The 15,795-nt window shown below is 57.8% G+C and carries 21 protein-coding genes and 1 tRNA gene; 17 read left to right on the top strand and 5 right to left on the bottom strand.

Features of this window, described 5'->3' with window-relative positions; translation table 11 throughout:
* Window positions 1-4: 4 nt before the first annotated feature.
* Window positions 5-81, top strand: a tRNA-Ile gene (locus tag AC07NR_RS13285).
* A gap of 119 nt (window positions 82-200) precedes the next feature.
* Here the strand turns inward: AC07NR_RS13285 and AC07NR_RS13280 are convergent.
* Both AC07NR_RS13280 and AC07NR_RS13275 read right to left on the bottom strand, forming a co-directional pair.
* A complete protein-coding gene (locus tag AC07NR_RS13280) occupies window positions 201-1,265 on the bottom strand; it encodes a phage integrase (RefSeq protein WP_495078742.1) in 1,065 nt (354 codons plus the stop codon).
* Between the two features lie 16 nt (window positions 1,266-1,281).
* A complete protein-coding gene (locus tag AC07NR_RS13275) occupies window positions 1,282-1,530 on the bottom strand; it encodes a helix-turn-helix domain-containing protein (RefSeq protein ID WP_401268106.1) in 249 nt (82 codons plus the stop codon).
* Window positions 1,531-1,617: 87 nt separating this feature from the next.
* Between AC07NR_RS13275 and AC07NR_RS13270 the strand changes: the two genes are divergently transcribed.
* The 9 genes from AC07NR_RS13270 to AC07NR_RS13230 all read left to right on the top strand — a co-directional run bounded on the left by AC07NR_RS13270 (window position 1,618) and on the right by AC07NR_RS13230 (window position 7,055).
* Window positions 1,618-1,839, top strand: coding sequence for a hypothetical protein (locus AC07NR_RS13270; RefSeq protein ID WP_025108638.1), 222 nt, complete (start codon window positions 1,618-1,620; stop codon window positions 1,837-1,839).
* An 11-nt stretch (window positions 1,840-1,850) separates the two neighbouring features.
* Window positions 1,851-4,505, top strand: coding sequence for a toprim domain-containing protein (locus AC07NR_RS13265; RefSeq protein WP_495078741.1), 2,655 nt, complete (start codon window positions 1,851-1,853; stop codon window positions 4,503-4,505).
* On the top strand, window positions 4,502-4,885 hold the full coding sequence (locus tag AC07NR_RS13260) for a hypothetical protein (protein WP_495078740.1): 384 nt from the start codon (window positions 4,502-4,504) through the stop codon (window positions 4,883-4,885). The genes AC07NR_RS13265 and AC07NR_RS13260 overlap by 4 nt, the downstream gene beginning before the upstream one ends.
* A 90-nt stretch (window positions 4,886-4,975) precedes the next feature.
* Complete coding sequence (locus tag AC07NR_RS13255; protein WP_495078739.1) at window positions 4,976-5,269, top strand: hypothetical protein; 294 nt, start codon at window positions 4,976-4,978, stop codon at window positions 5,267-5,269.
* A gap of 13 nt (window positions 5,270-5,282) precedes the next feature.
* Window positions 5,283-5,534, top strand: a complete 252-nt coding sequence (locus AC07NR_RS13250; RefSeq protein ID WP_495078738.1) for a hypothetical protein — start codon at window positions 5,283-5,285, stop codon at window positions 5,532-5,534.
* A gap of 62 nt (window positions 5,535-5,596) precedes the next feature.
* Window positions 5,597-5,878: a hypothetical protein gene (locus AC07NR_RS13245; protein WP_495078737.1), complete on the top strand. Its 282-nt coding sequence runs from the start codon at window positions 5,597-5,599 to the stop codon at window positions 5,876-5,878.
* Complete coding sequence (locus tag AC07NR_RS13240; RefSeq protein WP_495078736.1) at window positions 5,875-6,096, top strand: Arc family DNA-binding protein; 222 nt, start codon at window positions 5,875-5,877, stop codon at window positions 6,094-6,096. The genes AC07NR_RS13245 and AC07NR_RS13240 overlap by 4 nt, the downstream gene beginning before the upstream one ends.
* The gene (locus tag AC07NR_RS13235; RefSeq protein WP_495078735.1) at window positions 6,090-6,332 is read left to right on the top strand and encodes a hypothetical protein; all 243 of its coding nucleotides are present in this window, start codon (window positions 6,090-6,092) and stop codon (window positions 6,330-6,332) included. The genes AC07NR_RS13240 and AC07NR_RS13235 overlap by 7 nt, the downstream gene beginning before the upstream one ends.
* Window positions 6,333-6,842: 510 nt before the next feature.
* Complete coding sequence (locus tag AC07NR_RS13230) at window positions 6,843-7,055, top strand: hypothetical protein (RefSeq protein ID WP_495078734.1); 213 nt, start codon at window positions 6,843-6,845, stop codon at window positions 7,053-7,055.
* Here the strand turns inward: AC07NR_RS13230 and AC07NR_RS13225 are convergent.
* Genes AC07NR_RS13225 through AC07NR_RS13215 form a run of 3 tightly spaced genes read right to left on the bottom strand, consistent with a single transcriptional unit; the run spans window position 7,031 to window position 10,162 of the window.
* Entirely contained in the window at window positions 7,031-7,288 is a 258-nt protein-coding gene (locus tag AC07NR_RS13225) for an ogr/Delta-like zinc finger family protein (protein WP_495078733.1), read from the bottom strand. The two genes, AC07NR_RS13230 and AC07NR_RS13225, sit on opposite strands and share 25 nt — an antisense overlap.
* Window positions 7,289-7,341: 53 nt before the next feature.
* The gene (locus tag AC07NR_RS13220) at window positions 7,342-8,193 is read right to left on the bottom strand and encodes a phage portal protein (protein ID WP_495078732.1); all 852 of its coding nucleotides are present in this window, start codon (window positions 8,191-8,193) and stop codon (window positions 7,342-7,344) included.
* Window positions 8,120-10,162: a terminase large subunit domain-containing protein gene (locus tag AC07NR_RS13215; protein WP_495078731.1), complete on the bottom strand. Its 2,043-nt coding sequence runs from the start codon at window positions 10,160-10,162 to the stop codon at window positions 8,120-8,122. The genes AC07NR_RS13220 and AC07NR_RS13215 overlap by 74 nt, the downstream gene beginning before the upstream one ends.
* 162 nt (window positions 10,163-10,324) lie before the next feature.
* Between AC07NR_RS13215 and AC07NR_RS13210 the strand changes: the two genes are divergently transcribed.
* From AC07NR_RS13210 to AC07NR_RS13180, 7 genes are all read left to right on the top strand, one after another.
* A complete protein-coding gene (locus AC07NR_RS13210; RefSeq protein ID WP_495078730.1) occupies window positions 10,325-11,248 on the top strand; it encodes a GPO family capsid scaffolding protein in 924 nt (307 codons plus the stop codon).
* Between the two features lies 1 nt (window position 11,249).
* Entirely contained in the window at window positions 11,250-12,269 is a 1,020-nt protein-coding gene (locus tag AC07NR_RS13205) for a phage major capsid protein, P2 family (RefSeq protein WP_221397786.1), read from the top strand.
* A complete protein-coding gene (gene gpM, locus AC07NR_RS13200) occupies window positions 12,266-12,985 on the top strand; it encodes a phage terminase small subunit (RefSeq protein WP_495078729.1) in 720 nt (239 codons plus the stop codon). The genes AC07NR_RS13205 and gpM overlap by 4 nt, the downstream gene beginning before the upstream one ends.
* A 98-nt stretch (window positions 12,986-13,083) precedes the next feature.
* Window positions 13,084-13,545, top strand: a complete 462-nt coding sequence (locus tag AC07NR_RS13195) for a head completion/stabilization protein (protein WP_121186340.1) — start codon at window positions 13,084-13,086, stop codon at window positions 13,543-13,545.
* Window positions 13,542-13,994, top strand: coding sequence for a phage tail protein (locus AC07NR_RS13190; RefSeq protein ID WP_495078728.1), 453 nt, complete (start codon window positions 13,542-13,544; stop codon window positions 13,992-13,994). Before AC07NR_RS13195 ends, AC07NR_RS13190 begins: the two co-directional genes overlap by 4 nt.
* On the top strand, window positions 13,981-14,664 hold the full coding sequence (locus AC07NR_RS13185) for a phage virion morphogenesis protein (RefSeq protein WP_495078727.1): 684 nt from the start codon (window positions 13,981-13,983) through the stop codon (window positions 14,662-14,664). The genes AC07NR_RS13190 and AC07NR_RS13185 overlap by 14 nt, the downstream gene beginning before the upstream one ends.
* An 11-nt stretch (window positions 14,665-14,675) precedes the next feature.
* A complete protein-coding gene (locus AC07NR_RS13180) occupies window positions 14,676-15,791 on the top strand; it encodes a DUF2586 domain-containing protein (protein ID WP_495078726.1) in 1,116 nt (371 codons plus the stop codon).
* Window positions 15,792-15,795 lie beyond the last annotated feature (4 nt).

Raw genomic sequence — 15,795 nt, 5'->3', positions numbered from 1 at the left:
CTGAGGGCCTATAGCTCAGTTGGTTAGAGCAGAGGACTCATAATCCTTTGGTCCACGGTTCAAGTCCGTGTGGGCCCACCACTTTGAAAGCCACGTATTACGTGGCTTTCGTCGTTTCTGGCATCTGAAAATTTGACCCGGCTGGATCGTACAAATTGCGCTCCGTCCAAGATTCGTCCAATTCGGGTTTGGACGGACGGTTACGCCACTTCGGCAACCACCGGTTTCGCTTCCATGAGGCTGGCCAGCGGATTCAGATTGACGACCTCGGCCAAGTGTCCAGGACTGAAGTGAGCGTACTTTTGAGTCATGGCCAACGTCGCATGCCCCAGCACTTTTTGAAGCGTCAGAATATCCCCGCCATTCATCATGTAATGGGATGCGAAGGTGTGCCGCAGGACGTGCGTCATCTGACCATCAGGCAGCTCTAATCCGATCGCTTCCACACTACGCCGAAAGGTGATGGCGCAAGGTCTGAAAGGCAGAGCAGCTTTCAAACGCTCCTCCAGCCGTTTCGAGATAGGCACAGACCGGTTCTTGCTGGATTTGGTACGACTGTAATGCACCATTTGATTACGCACTTGGCGCGGTTGTAGCTTCTCCGCTTCGCCCCACCTGGCACCGGTGGCCAGACACACTTCAGCGATCAACCCGGCGTCTGAATCCCGCGTAGCCAGGTCGCCCAACAACTGCTGAATTTGCTCGCTCAGCAGGTAGGCCATCTCCGTTTCGTCGAACTTGAGTTTGCGCACTTTGCCCAGTGGGTTGTCGGCGTCCCATTCCCCCAGCCTGGCCAGCTCGTTGAATACGGCACGTAGGTACGTCAGCTCATGATTCAGCATGTTCGCGCTGATGGGCTTCGGATCCCCGCCGTCCTTGGAGTAGCCAGTGCCTGGCGTCGTCCTGGAATGTTTCCCCTCGGCACGCTCCGCGCGGTACTGCGCAAAGTGGGCTGACGTGAACTTGTGTGCTTTCGGGTTCCCCATCCGATTGACCATGCTGATCAACAGCGCCAAGCGCTGCTTGCCTGTCTTCAGGTTTTGTCCGTGGACGACATACCAACGATTGACCAGATCTAGCATGCTTCTACCGTCGTGCTTCGCGGGCTTCGTCACCCGCCCAGCAGCTGCCTCCCCCATCACTCTGTTGTGATAGTGAGTCGCTTCATTTTTGGTAGGGAAAATTCTCCGGGTTCGATAGCCGTAGCTGCCGTCGGGGCGGCAGTCCACTTCATAGCGGCCGTCAGCAAGCTTTTTTATCGGCATGTTCTTGCACCTGCCATCACTGGCCGATCACGGGACTTATCTGGCCCGCTTCAGGCGCGACCTCATCAGTCACCAACCAGAGCGCGTATTTCTTGAACCGGGGGTGCATGGTGACCTTCAGCAGCTCAATCGAGCTGACAGACTTGCTGCGCCCGTATTCGTAACCCTTCCACGTCTCGATTTTTACGCCAGTCAATTCACAGATTTCGGACTGTGTCAGTCGCTCCGTCAGCCGCACTTCCTTGAGCTTGCTTCCTAAATCCATGATGACCCCTTGATTTTGTGTATGTACATACATATTCTGTGGATGCAGATACATATCTGCTGCATATATACCCACGGAGCTTATCAAATGCAGATCACTATCGACACGCCCTACACCACTGTCAGGGAGCTGGCCCGGCGCTCCGGCCAGTCGGAACGAGCAATCCGAAACGACATCGAGCGCGGCCGGATCCTCATTCGTGAAAAGGCCGAAGGTTCCAAAGAAGCGGTGCTGATCAACATGCTCGCCTTGGCTATTGAAGCGGCTCAGCAGGCCGAGCGCGTCATGTCCGCATCGGCCAAGCGCTGAGGGGCTGGGGAATGCAATTCGAAGATATCTACCGCTTGGAAGTGGTCGAAGCCCTGGAGCATGACAATGACCTGGACTTCAAAGACATCGGCACCACCTACTTTCAGAAAGGTGTTTGTCCAGGGTGCGGGGAACGCACCCTGTACATCGCTCGAAAGCAGCCATATCAGCTGAAGTGCAACCGCTTGAACCAATGCCAGTTCGAGGAAAAAACCCGGGAACGCTACAGCCACCTGTTCGAAAACCTCAGTGAGCGGTTCCCTCGTTCCGAGCTGAATCCAAACGCGACGGCCGACGCCTATCTACAGCGTAATCGCGGCTTTGATATCAGCAAGATGAAAGGCTGGTACGAACAAGGCCGCCGTCCGATGAAGGACGGCCAATGGGCTGACACTGTCCGGTTTCCGCTTTGCAATGGTCACTGGGAACGCATCATTGACGTCACCATGGTCAAGGCAAACGGGGGAGACAAGGCAGGGATCAAAAAGGGGATGGACTACAAGGGCGGATGCTGGGCGCCGCCAGGAATGACCATCGAGCCAGGCGATACCGTATATATCGTTGAAGGCATTTTCCACGCGATCGCCTTATTCCTTGCCGGCTACAAGGCCGTCGCCTCGATATCAGCCAATAACTTCCCGTGGAATCTCGTCGAGGAACACAAGGGTAAGAAAGTCCGCTGGGTCATTGCCTTGGACGATGACGCAGCCGGTCACTCAGTCATCCCGAAATACCGCAGTCAGCTGCACGCCAAAGACGAAAAGGCATGGGTAGCGCTCGCCGGCGCGGATCGCGATTGGGACGACGTTTACCGCGATGGCCAACTGAATGACGACTTCATGCGGGAAGCCTGCTACCAGGGCCGCTTGTTCGTGGCGGTCAGCGCCGCCAAAAAAGCGTTTCTTCTTTACCTCAAGCGGCCGCGTAGCTTCTTCTTGGTCGAATTTCAGAATCGCCTCTACTCCGCCAAGATCAACACCGACGACCTGAACAAGGATCTGGACGGCGATAACGTGAACGGCCACTGGCCGAAGTTCGAAAAGCATTGCGACATGAAGCAGGTGGCCAACTGCGTTCCGCATTTTGAGTACATCCAGCGCGATGCAATCACCGGTGACCAGCAGTTCTTTTTTCAATTCAACTTCCCTAACGCTGCCCAGAACTGCAAGGAGCCGCTAGCGCCGAACTCCATTGGCGACCCTCGCAGCTTTGCCAAATCTCTTTTGGAACGTACACCGGGCGGCAACTTCGAAGGCGGTGAAAAGGTGTTGGCCATGCTCCGCAGTAAGTGGCTGGACAATGCACTTACCGTCCGATCGCTGCCGTTCGTTGGTTATGACGCGGCGAGCAAGACCTACTGCTATCAGAAATTCGGCTACCACAAAGGCCGCGAATACCTGGCCAACGATCACGGATATCTGGAGGTCGGTAAGACAGGCCTGAAAACCTCACTGAACAGCCTGGTGATCGTGCGCGGTAATCCGTTCGACCCGAGCTGGTTTTCCGACTTTCTTGCCGTGCACCATTTGAATGGTCTAGCGGCGCTATCGTGGTGGACAGCAACGCTGTTTGTGCAGCAGATCCGCAGCAAGCAAGAGTCATGGCCTTTTCTGGAGCTGACCGGTGACGCCGGTGCCGGCAAATCCAGCTTGCTCAGGTTTCTGTGGCGCCTGTTTGGCCGTTCCAATTTTGAGGGCATCAAGCCCAACAGTACCGGCGCCAGTGCGATCGGTTTGACCCGCGCCCTGTCCCAAGTCAGCAATCTGCCGGTGGTGTTAATCGAGTCGGACAGTCAGTCCGTGGACGCTCAAGGCCGCACGGTGGTCAGTCAGTACAACTGGGAAATATGGAAACAGTTGTTCGACCACAACGCTACGTTGCGAACGGTAGGCGTGAAATCTTCGAGCAACGATACCGATAGCCTGGTCTTCCTCGCCGCGCTGTGCATCGCACAGAACGCCAGTGTGGAAGGCTCGGAGCCGATCCTTACCCGTATCAGTCACTACCACGCAACCAGGGCACACCACACCCCAGCATTGAAGGTTTTGGCCGTACGCCTGAATAGTCTTCCGGTAGAGCACTTGGCGGGCTACCTAGGTCATTGCATCAGCCAAGAGTCGGAATGGCTTCAGCGCTACTTCGATGCCTTTGCGGAGTACGAACAACGCCTACAAGCCAATGCGGCACTCCAGCATCAGCGGATTGTGCTGTGTCATGCGCAGATGATGGCAGCAGCCAAAGCTACCCAAGCGCTGTTTCCCGAGTGGAGCGACGACACCCTGGATCAACTAATCAAGCACATCGAACGCCGTGCCCTTGATCGCCAGCAACGTGTCAGCACCGAGAACCCGACTGCGGGTCGCTTCTGGCAGATCTACCACTATCTGAACGAGCGGACGATGTTCATCAGCGACAAGGATGGGGATCGCGAAGTCACGCAGGAAACGCTCAATCACAGCGCCGACAAAGATCTGATCGCGATCAACATCGAACACTTCCACAACGCTTGCCGTTTGGCCGGCCAAGAAGTCATTCACGCAACCCAGTTGCACAGAGCTTTGCCGCTGAGCACCACACACACCTTCATTGAGACCCGCAAAGTCCGATCGGTAATCGAGAAACGCTCGCTGAACTGCTGGCTGTTCCGGAAGGGGAGCAAGCCGTGAAAAACGTCGTGGGGGTAAAACCTGGTGCATGGGGGGAGCCCCCTAGTTTTGGACAAATGCGTGTGTGGCCACTGACTGGGCGGAACATCTGGAACATAAATATCTATAAGAAAAATATCTATAAAAAACAGATAGATAACCAGCATCAGCTCAGCATCACCGACCGGAACACACCAGAACACACCGGAACAACTTTCCAATCGCTGTTCCAGAAGTGTTCCGCCATAGGCGTTTGCCGGAACAACCCGCAAAGCCTTGTGCAGCAAGGGATACAGCGCTTTTTGCGAAAAAGCTGTTCCGCAATGTTCCGGGTAACCGTTCCACCTCAGATCCCAGCCGAAAGCCCCGAAAACCGTGGGTTCGCGATCAGCAACTTTTAATTGTTCCGGATGTTCCGGGGTACCTCGGGGCACACGCGACATTTCTTCAGGCACCGCCTGACTCAACCAGCGAAAACAAGGAGCAACACCATGCAAGTACAAGTCATCACCGGCGCGCAGGCCTCGGGCAAAACAACCCGCCTTCGCGCCATTCAAGCCGAACTGAAACAACAAGGGATCGAGGCGCCAATCCTCGTTGGCGAACAGTGCACAACGCCGTACTTCGTGAATCAAATCGCGGCCAGAGCCATGGCCGGCGACAAGCAATTCCTGGCTGACGACTGCACGCAGTTTCAAATCAAAGCCGCGATGGATCTAGAAGCGCAGGGAATCCACTCGGGGATCCCATCTGACTTTGTTGTTCACCTGGTGCGCCAGGCTTAAGGAGGAGACAGCCGTGATTATTCGCTACGTGGCCAACAACCTGCCGGGCGAGCTGCCGTTACCGACCAGCTATGTCGATCAACGCACCCCGGAAGAATTGGCCGAGCTGGCAGCGGCCGCTCATTGGAGGGATCACCCGGAGGACACGCCGACGTTCGTCACGGTCGTGCATATGCGCGACGTAGATGGGCATGACCTGGGATTGTTTGACGTGCGCTGTGAACAGCGCCCGGTATTCACGGCCAGCCAATTGCGGCAGGCGTGAGAAAGACGGTGTCGAGGAGTTCGCACCTCCCCGACACCAACCACCACAAGAGGAGCAACACCATGCAAGCACAGCACCCAAGCAGCAGCGGAAGCAAGGCTATCACAACGCTGGAGCAACGCTGCAGCACCTTTAAACCCCCTCGCCCATTGTTAGCTACCGCGGTTATTGGCGCGGCCCTCATCGGGTATGTGATTCACAAGACCCCTGACGCCCGGCAGCGGCTTGAAAGCCTTACAGCAATGGCACACAGCCTTGGCGACCTCTCCGACCGTGACGCTGATGTTGTTGCACAGCTACTCGCAAAATCGACCACACAAATACAGAAAGGAACCGTCAAATGAGTGATTCTCGCGAACAAGACAAGTTCGTGGTTCGTCTACCCGAAGGCTTGCGCCCGCAAATTGCTGCGATCGCCCGAACCAATAATCGCAGCATGAACGGTGAAATCATTTCCCGCCTACAGCAATCGCTCGCTTTTGAAGAGCTAGCGCAACGGCAAAGCCACTTGATTAGCCAATTACTCAAGCGCATAAGCGCCTTGGAGGCTTCGTCATGCTGATAGATGGTCAATTCATTGCAGTTAGCGAGGCCGATTACGACAACGCCCGAAAACAGGCTGAGCTGCCTACTGACTTTCACCTGGTTGAAGCCACTACCCTTCTCCACCACGACACAGGGAACGGTGTTGCACGTATCCGCTTGCCACCTGGTCTTGTCGTCGCCGCGTTCGAAGATCCGCAAGGACATCGCCGCTATGGCGTTGTAATGTTGCCCATGCATCGTAATAAGCCGTAATAATTTTAGCGGCTAAAACACACTGACCTGCAAATTCATTAGGGCGCTAAGGCGCCCTTTTTCTTTGCTTCAAAGATCTAAACCGGGCGCCACTACTGTTGTTTCTTGACATACATGAAAACATACTTTCATGCAGATCCGGCGTGTAGAACTCACCAGCACAAAAAATCAAATCACGCAAAAACACCGCAAAAGTTTAGCTATACAAATCCGACAACCGCCAATCGCAACTAATAAACACTGATACAGAGGCGAATAGAGGCATCTGATCTCAAGTAGTCTCGCATGCATGAATTTATAAAATCATGCATGCGAATCTGAACTAATGGCATTTTGCAATGTCACACAAAACCCCACTCTGCTTGGCTTCCCGGACGATTCAGATTGGCGAGGCGTAAGCTTTTTGGTTGATCACATAGTTGAAAAAGCCTCCAAAATACTATTTGACAATCTATTTTTTAAATTCGTAAAGTGCGCCGCAATTGATCCGCCCAGCATGGAGCCGAAGTAATGGACGAGCGCGTAATCATCCACACAAGAGACGTATTAGAAGAAATCGCAAAAGTAATGATGTCGTTAAGCGTATCAGTTGGCGCTCGACCACTGAACGAAGAGGAAAGCGGCGGTGTAGTAGCGACCATGACTTGGAGTCATGGCCGATTACTGGAGTGTTCGAAAGAATTGGGGGAATTATTTAATCAAGCAGGTAATGAACTAAGTTGATCGAATAACTGTTGCTGCTGAGCAATCGGCAATGTCCGTAGTCGGTCGAAAATCAGCTGATCGACCGCCTGAGCAGATGGTCGCAAAGGATGTGAATAGGTAAGGCTCATCACGAATGTATGCCCGCAATGCGGGTTGAGACACTGGCAATACAGCTTCGCATATTCCAGATTCAGGTTTTCACGTGAACCAATACGAGCCTTACCCCCACAATCTCTACAGTTGATCCGCATTGCGCCCCTTCCCTAAAGGTGTATGTACATACACTATTCTACGTGAAGCAGCTTCAATTCGCTGTGTCTGGTTCCACCGGCGCACGCCACTCGAAACGTCGATCAGCTCGCAGTGAATCGTTCAGCTGGTCAAACAGTTGGCAGATAGGGCGAATCTCGTTGCTGGTGTACACGCGATCAATCTTTTCGATGTCGCCAAATCCACCGTTGTTTTCCGGGATGATGCCGGCCAGCGCCGGGTTCATTCGCCAGGCTGCGATGACGTCGTTTCGGGTGATGTTCTTCACCTTCTCCAATTCGTCTTTCGCCTGGAAGTCGCCCACCGGGATTATCTGTATCGCGTTCTCTTTGCCGTTGGGGATATTCACGAACATCGATCGGAAGTTGCCTACGCCCTTGCTTGCGCTGATCTGCGCTCGCAACTCGTCCTCATCCTCTTCGGTCAGATCAGGGTCGTTGGTGTAGAAAATGTATCCAGCGTGGGCACCGTTGCTGTAGTACCGCCGGCGGAAAAGAGTCGCCGCCTCATTCAATAGCAATGCCTGCAGGCCGCCCAGATAGTCCGGCACGCCATAAATGTTCTGTTCGACGTCGTAGTCCATCACGTGAACGATCTCGTCCTGGTCGAACTCCATTTCCTTGTTATCCGGCAGCAACATCAAAAATCCACCATCGACCTTTACCCGCATGTTGATGGCCGGCAAGTGTTCCAATTCCAGCGTTTGGCCAAAAGCATTCTGGTGCTTGAAGCAATACAGCTCGCCGAAAACCATATAGTCCAGGCCGGCACGACCCATGGTCTCAGTGCTGCAGCCTGCCGATGCAATGAACTCACGCAACAGCAGGTTGCGCTTGAACTTTGGAATGGCGCCGTGGTGTGCGTTGGCGCGCAGCAGTTTGGCCAAGCCCGCCCGCGATACCGGTGGTTTGTAGATCTTGCCGTCGTCGCTTGGAAACACGCCCACGTACTCGCCGATGTTGCCGGACAGCACCTGTTCCGGCTCCCCGAACGTGAATGAACGCATCGGCTGCTGCTGTGGTTGGGCTGTGTGGTGCTTTCTGCGTTTGCGGTTGGCCATGGCTGCTCTGGTTACTCGTGACGTAGCGGCTACGGCGCCGCTTGTTGGTGTTCAAAGGTTCGTTGGCCAGGGCGTGCATAACCGCCCAGGCAATGTCGGCGTGGCCGGTGGCATCGGTGCGCGATGCGCTGTAGGTGATTTGGCCGCTGTTGGTGGCGCCGCGCTTGATGGTCAGGAATGCCTGAGCAATATCTGTCCAACCGGCGTCCCACTCGATGCGACTGCCTTGGATCGTGTCCTGGGCTTTCAAAACCAGAGCGTTTTTCGCTTCAAGGCTGTAGTGAATCGGTGTCGCCTTGGCGTAGAAGTCGCGCACCAGGTCGAAAACGCCGTAACCCACGCCTGTGACATCGATGCCGATGTGCTGCACGTTGAAACGCTCGGTCAGCTTCTTGACCTGTGCAGCCTGATAGGTGAACGAATGGCCCCGCCAGCTGTGCTTCTCCAGGATCCGGAACTTCGCCCCGGGTTCGAGCGGGGGCGCGATGACCACACAGGTGGCGTCGTCGCGGGTGCGACTCGGGTCGTACCCCAGCCACACCGGGCTGTTGCCGAACGGGCGATCCAGATCCGGGTTGTAGTCCTCCCACAACGACAGATCCGAGTAGCAGCGCTCCAGATCCTTGAGACTGAACGCGCTTTGGGTGCTGTCGATGAACTTGCAGTAGAACAGCTGTTGAAACTTGTCCTCGTCGTACTCCAGCTGCAGCTGCTCCAGGTCGAACAAATCGCAGCCGCCGGCGATCGCATCGTCCAGGGTGATCGTTTTGCGCCACTGGCCGTCCGGACACAGCGCGCCCTGTGTGTAGGCCGTTTCGCTCGGCCACACACCGCCGGCCTTCTTGCCGCGCTTGCTGTTGCGGAACTCCTCGCCCGACCAGAATGGATACGCCTGGTGCGACACGGCGCTGGGGGTCGAGAAATAGGTTTTGCGCCACTTCTTGTGGGTGCCCATGGCGCTGGCCACGGTGCTGAGTTTTTCGAAGTCGCGAATCCAGAAATATTCGTCCACGTAGACGTGGCCGTGGTAGCCCTGGGCGGTGCTGCTGTTGGTGCTGAGAAAGCGCAGCTCGGCGCCGTTGCTCAGGGTGATCGGGTTACCGGTCAGCTCAATATCAAACCATTGCTTGGCGAACTGGATGATGTAGCTGCGGAAGATCTCGGACTGCGATCGGCTGGCCGACAGGAACACCTGGTTATCACCGCTCAACACGGCGTCCATGAATGCTTCGCCGGCGAAGTAGTAGGTCAGGCCGACCTGACGGCTCTTGAGAATGTTCCGGACACGCCGGGTCAGCGGGTTCTGTTTCGCCTCGAACAGCTCTTTCTGGTAGCCGTACATTTTCGAGATGAACTTATCCAGGAAGTCCACTTCGGTTAGGCCGCTGATGTCGTTCTTTGCCTTCTTTTCGCGCTTCTTGCCGCCGCCCTCACCACGCTCACGGCGTTGACCAGGCTGACGTTCGCGAGGCTCGTCCGGACGATCTGTTGCCGCCGCCGGCGCAGGTTTGGCTGCGAGCTTTTTCAGACGCTCAAGCAGGCCCGTCAGTCGCTCCAGTTCGTCCAGTTCGGCTTTCGTCAGCGGATCGATCTTTTCAAGGATCAGGGTTATTCGCCGGTTGACCGCGCTCAACGGTTCTTCATCCGTCAGCATCTCGTCCCAGCCGCCTTGGCGAATCCAGTAGTAGACGATACGGATGTTGGGCAGCTTCAAATGCGCCTGTATTTCTTTCACCGAACAGCGGCGCAGGTAGAGGCGTTTTGCGGCTTCTTTGACTTCAGTCGGGTAGTTCATGGGCCGCAGTCTATGCGGCGAAAACGACGGAAACGCGCAGACAATTTCCGCGAACCTCCTACTTTCCTGAAATAGGAGACGATCGAAATTGAACCGTTTGTTTGGCGGTAAACGGCTCCCTATCGTGGCGACTCATTCAGTGATTGAGCGCAGTTACCCACTATGCCCCGTTCCCTTGTCTCCTACTGGAAACGTGTTGCCACCAGCGGCCCGACCGTCGATGGCCGCGAGATCCTGCCCCAGGAACTGCGCGACATCGCCGAGACCTACACGCCTGCCAAATACACGGCGGTGATCTGGTGCGACCACGAACGCTGGCCAGGCTCGCACGGCACCGTATTCGCCGTGCGTTTGGTTGAAGAGGGCGAGGATCTTGAGCCTGGCCAGATCGCGCTGGAAGCGCAGCTGAAACCGAACGATCGCCTTCTGTACCTCAACGACCAGGGCCAGAAGCTGTTCAGCAGCATTGAAATAACCCCGAATTTCGCCGGCAGCGGAAAGGCCTATCTGACGGGCCTGGCGGTGACTGATTCGCCGGCGAGCCTCGGCACGCAAGAGCTGTATTTCTCCAATCGCACCAGTCGCGCCGCGTACTACGCCGCCTCGCAAGAACTCGGCCCTCTGCGCGAAACCGAGCCGCAGGGCGAAATCGGGCGCCTTGCCGCCATGTTCACCCGCCTGTTCAAGCGTTTCGGGATTGAAGACACGCCCAACGAAACCACCCCGCAAACCCCAACCGAGAGCAACCCCCCAATGGATGAAGCTACCGCAACGGCCTTGAAAGCCCTGCTGGCCCAGCTGCTGGTCGTCGCTGCCGGCATTCAGGCCGTGATCGAGCCTGCCGCCGAAGACGCACCAGAACCCGATCAGGCCCCGATCGATGATGTCAGCGCTGCAGTAGACGAAATCGTCACCACTGCCGAGGAAGAACGCGAGTTCAAGCGCAGCGGTGCCGGCAACAAAGCTGTCCTGGCCGCGCTGGGTCGCCTGGAGAAGCAGTTCACCGCACTGAAAAACACCCCTGCCGGTCGGCAATTGCCGCGCACCACCGGCGCCGCCGACAAATCCAAAGTGCGGGTGCTCTGACATGGCCCGTTCACTGAGCGCCTACGGCGCCAAGATGTACGCCGAAATGCAGCTGGCGATCGCCGAGACCTACGGTGTCGAGCTGGCCAGCAAGATGTTCTCTGTTGAACCGTCGATCGCCCAGGAACTGAACGAGGCTATCACCGCCAAGTCGGACTTCCTGCAACGCATCAACGTCATTCCGGTGACCGAGATCAAGGGCGAGAAGGTGTTTATTGGCGTGTCTGGCCCGGTGACAGGCCGCACCAACACCAAGACCACCGACCGCGTGGCAAAGGACGCTTCGGCGCTGGATAACAGCACCTACGAACTGTCGTCGACCGAATCGGATGTGGGCCTGCCCTACGCGAAGATCGATGCCTGGGCCAAGTTCCCGGACTTCCATCAGAAGTATTCGGCTGCTGTGCAGAAACAGATCGCCCTGGATCGCATCATGGTCGGTTTCCACGGTGTGAAGGCGGCTGCGCAGACCGACATCGAAGCCTATCCGATGCTGCAGGACGTGAACAAAGGCTGGCTGCAACAACTGCGCGAGCAGGCGCCGCAGCAGGTTCTCAAGGAAGGCAATACACCTGGCAAGGTCACCATGGGGCCGGGTGGTGATTACGAGAACCTGGACGCCCTGGTGCATGACACCAAGCAAATGGTGGACGAGCGTCTGCGCGACAGCGGCGACCTGGTGGCGATCATCGGCACCGACCTGCTGGCTGCTGACAAGGCCAAGCTGTATGCCAAGCAGGGCGACACCCCGACCGAGAAAGAGCGCATCGAGGACGCCCAGGTGATCGCCACCTACGGCGGTCTGCCGAGCTTTAGCGTTCCGTTCTTCCCGGTCAACGGCGTGCTGGTCACCAGTTGGGACAACCTGTCGATCTACTTCCAGGACTCCAGCTGGCGCAAGCAAACCGTGGACAACCCGAAACGTTCCCGCGTCGAGGATTACAACAGCCGCAACGAGGGCTACGTGATCGAGCAGCTGGAAAAGATCGCGCTGACCGAAAACGTGGAGCTGGTGAAGTGAGCCTGGCCCTTGCCCACAAGCGCCGCATTTTGGCTCAGGGAACTGCTGCAGTGATCGCTGCTGCAGCGGCACCGCTGGCGTATTCGCCGGCGGAAGCCCTGAGCAGCCCAGCCAACGCGAAAAAACACCTGCTGCTGATGCAGGCCTCGCTGGATGAAGACCTGAAGCGCTTGAGCGATTTAAAGAACTTGGCGAGCAAACAAACGCTTAAGCGAACTGAGTTGCTGCCCAAGTACCAGGACTTCATCCAGCGCTACATGGATTCGGGCCTGGTGATGCAGAACCCCGTCCTGGTGCAGGTGATGGTCTGGCTGTTCGACACCGAGCAGTTCGAAGACGGTCTGGAACTGGCGGACTTCGCGATCGAGCAGGGCCAGGAAATGCCGGAGCGCTTCAAGCGCAACGTGCAGACGTTCGTAGCGGACGCGGTGATCGAATGGGCTTTCCGTGAATATAACGCCCAGCGCAGCCCGGAACCGTACCTTTCCGACCTGCTGCCGCGTGTCGACGGCGAATGGGATCTGCCCGAACAGATCCCGAGCAAGTACCACAAGTTGATCGGCATGCGCGCCATGGAGGCCGAGCAGTGGGAAATCGCGCTCGAGCACTTGGAGCGCTCCACCGAGCTGTACGCGAAAGCCGGCAACGAAACGCGCATTGCGAAGTGCCGCAAAGCGATCGCCAAACAAACACCCGCCGTCACCGGCGCCCAATAACCGACTACCCCCCCAGCGGGGAACTGTGGACGTGTGTCTGCCATTCATGGACAGCCCCACGAAAAACAGTCTCCCCGCCCTAATTCGAGCGGTCAGCAATGAGCTTTTCCGGGAAACCCACCACTGTTGTGGAACAGGCGATCGAGAACGACGGCTTTTGGCCGAACCTCTCCGTGGCCGAGTTTCAGAAGGGCTATCGCCTGCCGGCGGAGTTCCTGGGCGACCTGCTGACCGACGCTTTGTTTATCGCGATGGCCGAGGTCAATACCGACCTGGCCAAGCTCAAAACCAGCTGGCTTGCAGCAGGCATCGTCGCCGTGGAAACAGCCGATCCGATGCTGCTGCCTGAGCGTGCATTCAAAGCCAAGGTGTACAAGCGCGCCGTGTATTGCCGCGCCAAGGCCAGCGCCCTGCAGCAGTTCGCGACCGTGACCCGCCGCGAGAGCGCCGAGAACACCGGCAAGGAAGCGCCGGAGCGTGAAGACACGTTTCTGGCATTCAGTCAGCAGGCTGTGCGCGCCCTGCAGGGCCGTGGCCGCATCACGGCGAAATTGCTATGACCAAGCTGCAGGCGTTGACCGCCTACCTGCTGGAGCGCCGCCTGGTCGAGCCTGAACAGCTCGACAGCTGGACGGAGCAGGTCAAGCTGTCGCTGATCTGGAAACCCGACGTCGACGGCATGCACTTTGCCGACATGCACTATCGCGCCGTGATTGTCCTGGAGCGTTTCGCCGCCAATCCGGCCCGCATGATGGCCCTGGTGGGCAGTTGGCTGGAGACTCACGACGCCGATCGCGACCGCCACGAACTGCCGGCGCCGGAATTCGCCGTGGAGCCTGTGGACAGCGATCTGTTCGACGTGGAAGTCACGCTGGAATTCGTCGAGCCGCAGTATCTCTCCGAAGATCCGGGCGGCGAGATCCAGGCCTTCGGCAAGACGTGGGCGTTCGTTCCATTTGATCTGTGGATCGCCGAGCGCGGCGAGGTGGCCACCAATGGCGGGGCGTAGCACGTTCGAACTCGACGTGCGCGGACGCTTGGGCGTGCGCGAGCAACTGGCGTTGCTGAGCCTGCCGCCGCAGTTGCGCCGGCGTTTGCTGAACCAGGTGACCAAGCGCGTGCGGACGATGAGCCGCAAGCGTCAGCGTGCCCAGCAGAACCTGGACGGTTCGGCGTTCGCCCCGCGTCAGGGCGACGGCAAAGGCAAAAAGAAGATGGAAGCCGGCCTGGCCAAGCTGATGGTGGTCACCAGGCTGACGGCTGATGAAGCGGAACTGGGCTGGAAAAACGCTCTGACCCGATGGGTCGCCGCCCAGCAGCACTATGGCGTCAGCGAGCGCCGCACCGCCGCGCAGATGCGCCGCTGGAACAAAACCCCGCCCGGCCTGGCCGCGACCGAGAAACAAGCCAAGCGCTTGCGTCGTTTGGGTTTCCGCGTGCGCCAGGCCGGCAAAAAGAGCCTGACCAGGCCGTCTGTGGCGTGGATTCAAGAACATGTGAATTACGCCAAGGCCGGCTTGCTGATCCGCATCCTGGACGACCAGCGCAGCGAGTCGTCGGGCGCGCAGAGCTGGGAAATCACGCTCCCGAAACGCCAGTTCATCGGCGCCGAAACCGAACGCGACACCGACCTGCTGATTAGCCAGGTGTTGCAACAAATCCTAACTTCACCCCGCTAACGAGGCACTGCATGGCACTCGGTCAAGTCACCGTCGACAATCTCAACCTGGGCCAGGGGCCTGTGAGCGAGATTGAGCGTTACTTTCTTTTCATCGGCCCCGCCGGCAAGAACGTCGGCCAGATCCTGCCGCTGAACACGGACAGCGATCTGGACGCCGAACTGGGCGTTCCGGCCAGCGACCTGAAAACCCAAATCACCGCTGCCCGTCTCAACGGTGGCCAGCGCTGGGCATGCGTTGCGGCTCCGATCGGCGCCGAGGGCAAATGGGACGAGGCGTTGGAAAAGGCCCAGCAGCAGGGCTATTCCGTCGAAGCTGTGGTGATTACCAAGCCGGTAACCTCTGCTGCCGAACTTTCTGCCATGCATGACGCGGCGATCGCGCTGAACAACACCTACGGACGCCGCGTGTTCGTCATGGCGTCCGCTCCTGGCGTCACCGCCGAACAGACCTGGGCGCAATACGTCGGTGAGCGCAAAGCGCTGTTGGCCAACCTCGCCGCGCCGCGTGTGCTGGTCGTACCGCAACTGCACGGCAATGACCTGGGCGTGCTGGCCGGTCGCCTGGCCAACGCATCCGTGAGCATCGCTGACAGCCCGATGCGGGTGGCCACCGGTGCCGTGCTGGGCCTTGGCCCTGTTCCGATCGATGGCGAAAAAGTACCGCTGACCTCGGCTGTGCGCAGCGAGTTGGATCGGGCGCGCTATTCGGTTTCGCAGACCTATCCCGACTACCCGGGCGTTTACTGGGGCGACGGCAACATGCTGGACACCGCCGGCAGCGACTTTCAGGTCGTGGAATACCTGCGCATCACCGACAAGGCCGCTCGGCAGATCCGCCCGCTGCTGATTCGCCGCGTGGCCGATCGCCGACTGAACAACACCCCCAACAGCATGGCCGTCAACACCAACCAGTTGATGGCGCCGCTGCGCGCCATGGCCAAGTCCACCACGTTCGCGGGCCAGGTGTTCCCCGGCGACATCGAGCCGCCGAAGGACGGCGACCTGGTGCTGACCTGGCTGACCAAAACCAAGGTCGCGGCCTACATCAAGCTCAAACCCCATAACTGCCCGAAAGACCTCACGGCGAACATCGCCTTGGATCTTTCCACTGACCAAACGGAGTAACGCC

Source organism: Pseudomonas sp. GW821-FHT09C09 (assembly GCF_059418105.1).
This window is presented reverse-complemented; position numbering and strand designations above follow the sequence as displayed.

Bases quoted from the DNA above. Each gene is read 5' to 3' on its own strand.
- AC07NR_RS13280 (WP_495078742.1), bottom strand. From the start codon at position 1,265: ATGCCGATAAAAAAGCTTGCTGACGGCCGCTATGAAGTGGACTGCCGC.
- AC07NR_RS13275 (WP_401268106.1), bottom strand. From the start codon at position 1,530: ATGGATTTAGGAAGCAAGCTCAAGGAAGTGCGGCTGACGGAGCGACTG.
- AC07NR_RS13270 (WP_025108638.1), top strand. From the start codon at position 1,618: ATGCAGATCACTATCGACACGCCCTACACCACTGTCAGGGAGCTGGCC.
- AC07NR_RS13265 (WP_495078741.1), top strand. From the start codon at position 1,851: ATGCAATTCGAAGATATCTACCGCTTGGAAGTGGTCGAAGCCCTGGAG.
- AC07NR_RS13255 (WP_495078739.1), top strand. From the start codon at position 4,976: ATGCAAGTACAAGTCATCACCGGCGCGCAGGCCTCGGGCAAAACAACC.
- AC07NR_RS13245 (WP_495078737.1), top strand. From the start codon at position 5,597: ATGCAAGCACAGCACCCAAGCAGCAGCGGAAGCAAGGCTATCACAACG.
- AC07NR_RS13240 (WP_495078736.1), top strand. From the start codon at position 5,875: ATGAGTGATTCTCGCGAACAAGACAAGTTCGTGGTTCGTCTACCCGAA.
- AC07NR_RS13235 (WP_495078735.1), top strand. From the start codon at position 6,090: ATGCTGATAGATGGTCAATTCATTGCAGTTAGCGAGGCCGATTACGAC.
- AC07NR_RS13230 (WP_495078734.1), top strand. From the start codon at position 6,843: ATGGACGAGCGCGTAATCATCCACACAAGAGACGTATTAGAAGAAATC.
- AC07NR_RS13225 (WP_495078733.1), bottom strand. From the start codon at position 7,288: ATGCGGATCAACTGTAGAGATTGTGGGGGTAAGGCTCGTATTGGTTCA.
- AC07NR_RS13215 (WP_495078731.1), bottom strand. From the start codon at position 10,162: ATGAACTACCCGACTGAAGTCAAAGAAGCCGCAAAACGCCTCTACCTG.
- AC07NR_RS13210 (WP_495078730.1), top strand. From the start codon at position 10,325: ATGCCCCGTTCCCTTGTCTCCTACTGGAAACGTGTTGCCACCAGCGGC.
- AC07NR_RS13205 (WP_221397786.1), top strand. From the start codon at position 11,250: ATGGCCCGTTCACTGAGCGCCTACGGCGCCAAGATGTACGCCGAAATG.
- AC07NR_RS13195 (WP_121186340.1), top strand. From the start codon at position 13,084: ATGAGCTTTTCCGGGAAACCCACCACTGTTGTGGAACAGGCGATCGAG.
- AC07NR_RS13190 (WP_495078728.1), top strand. From the start codon at position 13,542: ATGACCAAGCTGCAGGCGTTGACCGCCTACCTGCTGGAGCGCCGCCTG.
- AC07NR_RS13185 (WP_495078727.1), top strand. From the start codon at position 13,981: ATGGCGGGGCGTAGCACGTTCGAACTCGACGTGCGCGGACGCTTGGGC.
- AC07NR_RS13180 (WP_495078726.1), top strand. From the start codon at position 14,676: ATGGCACTCGGTCAAGTCACCGTCGACAATCTCAACCTGGGCCAGGGG.